Raw genomic sequence first — 7,079 nt, 5'->3', positions numbered from 1 at the left:
GATCTCAGCCGACGATGGCGAGGGGACGGTCATGACAGAGGACCTGGCAGGGTTCGAGGAGATGGGGCCGATCGACTACGTGGTGGTCGCGTTCCCCCGGGCACACTTCACCGGTGAGGCGTTCCCGCTCCTGATCGACCTGGTCGAACGCGGCATCATCCGCATCCTCGACCTCGTGTTCATGCAGAAGGCGGCGGACGGTACGGTCACCGCGCTCGAGCTCTCCGAGCTGCGCGACGGCGGCGTCGACCTGACGATCTTCGAGGGCGCATCGTCGGGTCTGCTCGATGACGACGACCTGAGCGAGGCGGCGAACGCGCTGGAACCCGGTGACGCGGCCGGGGTGTTCGTCTACGAGAACGTCTGGGCCGCACCGTTCGCGGTCGCCCTCCGTCGCGCCGGCGGTCAGCTGGTCGCCGGCGGACGCATCCCGGTGCAGGCGATCATCGCCTCCCTGGACGCCAGCGAACCCGTCGCCTGAACTCGCCGAGGAGCACACCATGCCCGGACTGATCCGAGGTGTCGCACGCACCGCCGCCATCGCGGGGACGGCCACGGCCGTCTCGAACCGGGTGTCCCGCCGCCAGGCCGGACGCTGGGCCGCCCAGGCGGAGCCGGAGCCGCAGTACGCAGCCCCTCCGCCGGCTCCTGCCTATGCACCGCCCCCGGCCGCCGAGGCACCCGACATGGACGAGAAGCTCGCCCAGCTCGCGCAGCTGGGCGCGCTGCGGGACTCGGGCGTGCTCAGCGACACGGAGTTCGAGGTGCAGAAGAACCGCATCCTCACCAGCTGACACCGCCTAGACGAACTGGAACGTGCCCACCACCGGCGCGTGGTCGGACTCCGGGTACTTGCGGTCCACCGCGAAGGCAGCGGACTCGTCGTGCAGCAGCTCGTTGTGGATCTCCGAGCCGCGGTAGCGGGCCAGGAGGTTCCGGGTGACCAGCATGTGGTCGAGCATCTGCCCCCGACCCTGGTGGTAGAGCGTGAAGCGGGCGGGCTCGGGCACGGTCTGCTCGATGGGGACGAGCACGCGCGAGACGAGCGCAGGGTTGCCGGTGTTCTCCACGTCACCCCGGACGGCCGTGACGGAGACCTCGTCGGGCTCCGCGTTGAAGTCACCGGCGACGACGATCTGCGCGTCCGGGTCGACGTCGAGGATCCGGTCGACCAGGCGGCGCGTCTCGAGCGCCTGGGCCATCCGCTTCATCGAGGACACGAAGCTGCCCTCCGCCCACCCGTCTGCGGTGCGCCAGGTGAAGTTGTCGATGCGTTGGCCCGGGATGTCGGTCGGGATCTTGGACTTCCAGTGCACGTTGACCACGTGCAGGGTCGATCCGTCCGGCACCGTGATCTCGACGTGCAGGATCGGGCGCTCGACGCCGATCTCGACGGCTGACGCGTCGGGAGGGACCGCGCTCAGGCGGCGGTAGGTCACGGGTGCGACGAGGTCGTTGCGCAGCTGCTCGGCCCCGGTGACAGGCAGGTGCGTGACGACGACGAGGTTGCGCTCGTTGTAGACGGCGTCGCTCAGCGGTCTCGTGCTCGTCATCGTCGCCCCCTGCAGCGGGGTGCCGTGGAGGAGCTCTGCCAGCGCCAGCAGTGCGCGGGGTTGTCCCGGACGTTCCTGACCATGGACCTCCTGGAGGCACAGGATGTCGGCCCGCAGCCGCAGGATCTGGGGGCGCATCAGGGCGATCCGCTCGGCCAGGGTGGGGAGCTCACCCGGCGCGGTCTCGTCCAGGTTCTCCAGGTTGAACGTGGCGACTCGCAGCTCGACCATCGCAGCCCCCCGGCGCGTGCGGCGGCGCAGCCGGTGCCACGCCGCACCACTGCCAGGATCCTCCCGCCATGACGGCACGGGAAGGCCTCCGCAGGGCGAACGCAGACAGAGCGCCGGCCGTAGCGTGGGGCCATGCCCCGACCCGTCGCCACCACCCGCACCGTCGACCTGACCGGACTGCTCGACTTCGTCCGCGACCGGCACAGCTTCATCCTCGTGACCACGCGCACCGACGGACGGCCCCAGGTCTCCCCGGTCTCAGGCGGGGTAGACGACCACGGCCGCCTCGTCATCTCCACCTACCCCGGACGAGCGAAGTCGGTCAACGCGGAGCGGGACCCGGCGGTGAGCGTGTGCGTGCTGTCCGACGACTTCGGCGGGGCCTGGGTCCAGGTGGACGGCGACGCCGAGGTGCTGCACATGCCGGAGGCCGAGGACGCCCTCGTGGACTACTACCGCTGCATCGCCGGCGAGCATCCCGACTGGGACGAGTACCGCGCCGCGATGCGGGTCCAGGGCAAGTCGCTGATCCGGATCACCCCGACCCGGTGGGGTCCGGTCGCCACCGGAGGGTTCCCCGCCGACGTCGCCGCCCGCCTGGACGGCTGACAGCGCTGCTCGTGGCTGGTGTCGGTCAGGGTGCGGTGAAGCCGATGGCCTTGTGCGTCCCGTCGCAGTACGGCTTGATCGCGGACGCGCCGCAGCGGCAGAGGGCCACGGTCGAGCGACGGCGCGGGATCGGCTGCCCGCTGTCGTCGGTGATCATCACGTCGCCCCGGACGAGGATCGGGCCGTCCGGGCACGCCACGATCGACGGCGTCCGGGTCGGTCGGCGGTCCACGGGGCGGTCGGAGGTGGTCATGCGGTCCGCAGCGAGGAGACGCCGGCCTCCCAGGCGGACAGGAGGTGCTGCCCGACCACCTCGTCCAGGTACAGGCACGTCGCGGCGCCGAACAGGACGTCGTGCAGCAGCTCCGGCTCCTGCTGGACCAGGGCACCCGCCAGGTCGCGCCCGGCGATCTGCTCGTGCACGGCGTCCGCCTCGACGTGCTCGTCGAAGTACTCCGTCGTGCTCTGGTCGAACCCGTGGCGGCGGAACCCGTCGCCGTAGAGCCGGTTCGGCAACGACGACGTCATCTCGAAGGCGGCGAGGTGTCCGGCGGTCGCACCGCGCCACCGCCGGTGCAGCCCGAACAGGGACATGACGTTGACGCCGGCCAGGGTGACCGCGGGGATCTGCTCGACGTAGGCGCCGTACTCCGGGTCCAGCGCGGCGCCCCGCATGGTCCGCGCGAACAGCTCGCAGTGCATCCGCTCGGGGTCGCCGCCTCCGTACTCGTCGGCCTGGATCTCCACCAGTGCGGCCTTGGGTCGTCCGACGAGGCGCGGGATCGCCCACGTGTGGGGGTCCGCCTCCTTCAGCTGGTAGATCGACCGCTGCACCAGGAGCTCGCGGAGCTGCTCCTGCGTCGCCCGCTTGGCCACGTACCGCGCGACGCTGGGACCGGGGCTCGGCGCCGTCAGGGCGAACAACGCCTCGGCGACCGCCGCCCGTTCGGGCGCGACCTCCTCAGGGACCTGGACCCGCTCGGACAGGTGCCGCTCGACCGCGGACTCGATCAGGCGCCGCGCACCCAGCACCTCCGGCGACCACTCCCAGTCGTCGTCGACGCCCTCGAAGCCGCGGTAGAAGAGCTCGTACATGACGTAGAGCGTCAGCTGCACGTCCTCGTCCGAGAGCAGGTCGGCGGAACGCTCGAGCACCCGCCGGGTCAGTGGCGCCAGCTCTCCGACGCCCGTTCCCCCGTCGAGCGGAGTGCTCAGGACCTCCGTCACGGCACGACTCAGTGGCCCCCGCGGGCTGGGTAGTTTCACGGCCGGTCCTTCTCGACGCCGGCGTCCCTCCAGCCCGACCCTGGAGCGGGGGGCGCCTGCGAACAGCCTCACATGTGTCGCGGCTGCCGCAACCGGGAACACGGGGCGGTGGCGGGGGCGCGGGCCTCGGCTCGCCCGCACAAGGCGTGCACTCGTCGCCCGGTGTTGCTCTCGCAGCCGAGCGCCCCCGCCACGACCCTCACGCGATCGCGTCGCTCCCGGACGTGATCGCTGCGGTGTCACCCGCGTGCTGCACCTCGATGCGCCGCGGCTTGGCATCCTCCGCGACGGGGATCGTCAGGGTCAGCACACCGTCGGCATACGTCGCCGAGATGGCGTCCAGCGCGAGGCCCCGGCTCACGGTGAGCTGTCGGGCGTAGGTGCCGACGGGGCGTTCCTTGGCCAGCCACTGCACGTCCTGCTCGGCGCGCGCCGTGCGCTGCGCCCGGATCGTCAGGGTGCGGTCCTCCACGTTCACGTCGATCGTTCCCGGGTCCGCGCCCGGCAGGTCCACGTGGAGCACGTAGTGGTCGCCCGAGCGGTACAGATCCATCGGCATGGTCGCCGACGCCCGTTCGGCAGTCAGCACCTGGGCAAACAGGCGGTCGAACTCCTGGAACGGGTCGAATCGCGTAGCCATGACCCCACCTCCTCTGCGTCGAGGGCACCGGACCGTCCGGGCCCCGAGTGTCGGCCGACCCCGCAGGGCCGGACTGGCTACACCAGCAGACTTAGCACTCTCGCCGCGAGAGTGCCAGTGGTGAGAACGGGCGTTCGCGCGCGGCGAACGCCCGCGTCAGGTCTCGCTCACGTCGCGCGCGCCGGCCGCGACACGGTCCCGTGCCACCGTCGCGAGCCGCTCCAACAGCTCGACCTGGGCGAGCCCGCGCCGGTCGAGCTCCTCGAACCGCTCGCGCTCCAGACCGAGCGCGCTGCTCCAGGACGCGAGCGACTCCCAGAGGCCGCGCTTCGCGTTGACACCGCCCCGCAGCAGCTCGAGCTCGAGCAGTGCGGACAGGGGTGACGCCGAGGTGAGCCGTCCGTTGGGCTTGAGGCGGCCGAGCCGCTCTCCGGCCGCGGCACCCACGGGCTTCCAGCGGCTCAGCCGCACCCCGAGACCCTCCGCGAGATCGAGCAGGGTCGCGCGCTCTCGCGTCAGCTCCTCCGCGAAGCCGCCGATCGGGTGGCCCAGCGGTGTGCCGTCATACGCGCGCGCCATCCGTCGCGACCTCGCGATCGCACCCGTCGCACCGGCGACGTGGTCGGAGAGGTAGATCCTCAGCAGTCGTCGGTCGACGTCGACCCCGTGCGAAGCCATCGGTCCTCCTCGAGGTGCGCGCGCTGGGACGGCGATCGGTCCCGACCGTACCCGCGCGACCACCGCTCGCAACCGGCGGCGACTTGCGCAGCGGAACCAGCAGGAACAGGACGGCTCGGGTGGCGAGCGCGGAACGACGGGCCTACCGTCCGATGAGTCGGATCGACATCGTCACCGGCACACCGTCACCCGGGACAAGAAGCGTCTCCGGGGCAGGGCACGGGCTCTGGGCACAGGAGCGCAGGCCCGCGCACACGCCTGATCGCGTTCTCTGAAGCGATCGGCCTGGACCCGTGCGGACGGTCGCGCGGCAGAAAGTCCGCGCCCACCCAACCCCTCTCGGATCGGTTGCGCCCGGCCACGTCGGCCGGGCTGTCGGCCGTCCGACKACTCGAGATGAGACCGCACCATGACTGACGACTACACCAGCAGCTATCCCCTCCCGGAGAACGGGAGCACCGCGGACACCGCCAGGGAGCAGGCCAGCACCCTCAAGGCGAAGGCCGCGGATGCCGGCGGGCACCTGCTCGACGACGCGAAGGGCGAGGCCGCGGCGGTCACCCACGAGGCCCGGCGACAGCTGGGCGACCTCTGGTCGCAGGCCCGCACCGAGGTGACCGGACAGGCCGCCACCCAGCAGTCCCGGCTCGCCGGCGGACTGACCTCCGTGGGCGGTCAGCTGTCACAGATGGCGTCCGCCCCGGCCGAGCAGAACCTCGCCACCGACCTCGTTCGCGAGGTGGGCGACAAGGTGGACGCCCTGGGCCGCTGGCTCGAGGGCCACGGGCCGGACGAGGTGCTCGACGAGGTCCGCAGCTTCGCCCGGCGCCGCCCGGGCACGTTCCTCGTCATCGCCGCCGGTGCAGGTGTCGTCCTCGGCCGGCTCACCCGTGGACTCAAGGACGCGCCCTCCGCACCCGCCCCCGCACCCGCACCCGTCCGCAGGTCGGTGACCGAGCCCCTGCCCGCGACGGCGTACTCCGACCCGGTGGAGGAGCGTCCCCGCTTCACCGACCCGTTCGCGTCGCCCGTCCCGAGCTCGACCGCATGGGACCAGCGATGAGCGACCCGGTCGGCGCTCCCCCGCGCCAGTCCGTCGGCGACCTGCTCGGCGACGTTACGCGCGACCTGTCGACCCTCCTGCACCAGGAGGTCGAGCTGGCCAAGGCGGAGCTGCGTCAGTCCGCGAAGGCGGCGACCAAGGGCGGCTCGATGTTCGCGGGCGCCGCGGTGGCCGGCCACTTYGTCCTGCTGTTCCTGTCGATCGCCCTGTGGTGGGCCCTCGGCGACGCGATGGACTCCTGGGCGTGGTCCGCAGTGATCGTCGCGGTCCTGTGGGCGATCGTCGCCGCGGTCCTGGCCGCCCGCGGTCGTGCCGAGACCAAGCGCGTCTCCGGTCTGCCGCAGACCACCGACACCGTCAAGAAGATCCCGAACGCCCTGCAAGGACATGAGGAGAAGAACGCATGAGCACCGACCCGGACCAGATCCGCGAGGACATCGAGCGCACACGTGCCGAGCTCAGCTCGGACGTCGACGCCCTGACCGACAAGGTCAGCCCCACCCAGGTCGCGCAGCGGCAGGCCGACAAGGTCCGCTCCGCGGTGTCGGACGTGAAGGAGCGCGTCATGGGCGGTGTCGCCGGCGGCGCCGACTCGGCGGGTCACGCCGCCGCCACGGTCGGGGACGCCGCGTCCCAGCTGCCGCACGCCGCCAAGGACAAGGCTCGGGGCAACCCGCTGGCCGCCGGGCTGGTCGCGTTCGGCGCGGGGTGGCTGATCTCGTCCCTGCTGCCCAGCACCCGGCAGGAGCAGCAGCTGGCGCAGTCCGCCAAGGAGCAGGCCGCGCCGTTGGTGCAGGAGGCCAAGGACGCCGCCCAGGGCCTCGCCGACACGCTGCGTGAGCCGGCTCAGGAGGCGGCGGCCGCCGTCAAGGACCGCGCCGCAGAGGCCGGTTCGACGCTGCGGGACGAGGGCCGGTCGGCCGTCGACGACCTGCGCACGGACGCCACCGACGCGGCGGACGCCGTGAAGGGCGCCCACGCCGCCGACGACACCGCGCGCGGCTACTAGGGAACCGCGCGACGGGGCACAGCGTGGTGC

The 7,079-nt window shown here is 72.1% G+C and carries 11 protein-coding genes; 6 read left to right on the top strand and 5 right to left on the bottom strand.

Translation table 11 applies throughout. The features are described 5' to 3' along the window. Positions 1-481: DUF6325 family protein (locus AC1DUQ_RS14420; protein WP_477074019.1), on the top strand; the 481-nt coding region annotated here is incomplete at its 5' end. Between the two features lie 19 nt (positions 482-500). After that, a complete protein-coding gene (locus tag AC1DUQ_RS14415; protein WP_477062075.1) occupies positions 501-794 on the top strand; it encodes an SHOCT domain-containing protein in 294 nt (97 codons plus the stop codon). A gap of 6 nt (positions 795-800) precedes the next feature. Here the strand turns inward: AC1DUQ_RS14415 and AC1DUQ_RS14410 are convergent, their stop codons facing one another. Then, a complete protein-coding gene (locus AC1DUQ_RS14410; protein WP_477062076.1) occupies positions 801-1,784 on the bottom strand; it encodes an endonuclease/exonuclease/phosphatase family protein in 984 nt (327 codons plus the stop codon). A 132-nt stretch (positions 1,785-1,916) separates the two neighbouring features. Here AC1DUQ_RS14410 and AC1DUQ_RS14405 point away from each other — a divergent pair, with 132 nt between their 5' ends. Beyond that, positions 1,917-2,393, top strand: coding sequence for a PPOX class F420-dependent oxidoreductase (locus AC1DUQ_RS14405; RefSeq protein WP_477062077.1), 477 nt, complete (start codon positions 1,917-1,919; stop codon positions 2,391-2,393). Between the two features lie 25 nt (positions 2,394-2,418). Here the strand turns inward: AC1DUQ_RS14405 and AC1DUQ_RS14400 are convergent, their stop codons facing one another. The 4 genes from AC1DUQ_RS14400 to AC1DUQ_RS14385 form a co-directional block, all read right to left on the bottom strand. Next, positions 2,419-2,646 (bottom strand): CDGSH iron-sulfur domain-containing protein, encoded by a 228-nt coding sequence (locus AC1DUQ_RS14400; RefSeq protein WP_477062078.1) that lies wholly within the window; start codon positions 2,644-2,646, stop codon positions 2,419-2,421. Further along, the gene (locus AC1DUQ_RS14395) at positions 2,643-3,620 is read right to left on the bottom strand and encodes an iron-containing redox enzyme family protein (RefSeq protein ID WP_477062079.1); all 978 of its coding nucleotides are present in this window, start codon (positions 3,618-3,620) and stop codon (positions 2,643-2,645) included. Before AC1DUQ_RS14395 ends, AC1DUQ_RS14400 begins: the two co-directional genes overlap by 4 nt. Positions 3,621-3,858: 238 nt before the next feature. Next, positions 3,859-4,299, bottom strand: a complete 441-nt coding sequence (locus AC1DUQ_RS14390) for an Hsp20/alpha crystallin family protein (protein WP_477062080.1) — start codon at positions 4,297-4,299, stop codon at positions 3,859-3,861. Positions 4,300-4,455: 156 nt separating this feature from the next. After that, positions 4,456-4,977, bottom strand: a complete 522-nt coding sequence (locus tag AC1DUQ_RS14385; RefSeq protein WP_477062081.1) for a hypothetical protein — start codon at positions 4,975-4,977, stop codon at positions 4,456-4,458. Positions 4,978-5,386: 409 nt separating this feature from the next. On the opposite strand from AC1DUQ_RS14385, the gene AC1DUQ_RS14380 reads away from it, so the two are divergent. Genes AC1DUQ_RS14380 through AC1DUQ_RS14370 form a run of 3 tightly spaced genes read left to right on the top strand, consistent with a single transcriptional unit; the run spans position 5,387 to position 7,049 of the window. Beyond that, a complete protein-coding gene (locus tag AC1DUQ_RS14380; protein WP_477062082.1) occupies positions 5,387-6,040 on the top strand; it encodes a hypothetical protein in 654 nt (217 codons plus the stop codon). After that, entirely contained in the window at positions 6,037-6,447 is a 411-nt protein-coding gene (locus AC1DUQ_RS14375; protein ID WP_477062083.1) for a phage holin family protein, read from the top strand. Before AC1DUQ_RS14380 ends, AC1DUQ_RS14375 begins: the two co-directional genes overlap by 4 nt. Continuing rightward, positions 6,444-7,049: a DUF3618 domain-containing protein gene (locus tag AC1DUQ_RS14370; RefSeq protein ID WP_477062084.1), complete on the top strand. Its 606-nt coding sequence runs from the start codon at positions 6,444-6,446 to the stop codon at positions 7,047-7,049. Before AC1DUQ_RS14375 ends, AC1DUQ_RS14370 begins: the two co-directional genes overlap by 4 nt. Positions 7,050-7,079 lie beyond the last annotated feature (30 nt).

This window comes from Cellulomonas sp. P4_B5_2 (assembly GCF_056402235.1).
Note: the sequence above shows the minus strand (reverse complement) of the source record. Positions and strands in the feature narration are given on the sequence as shown.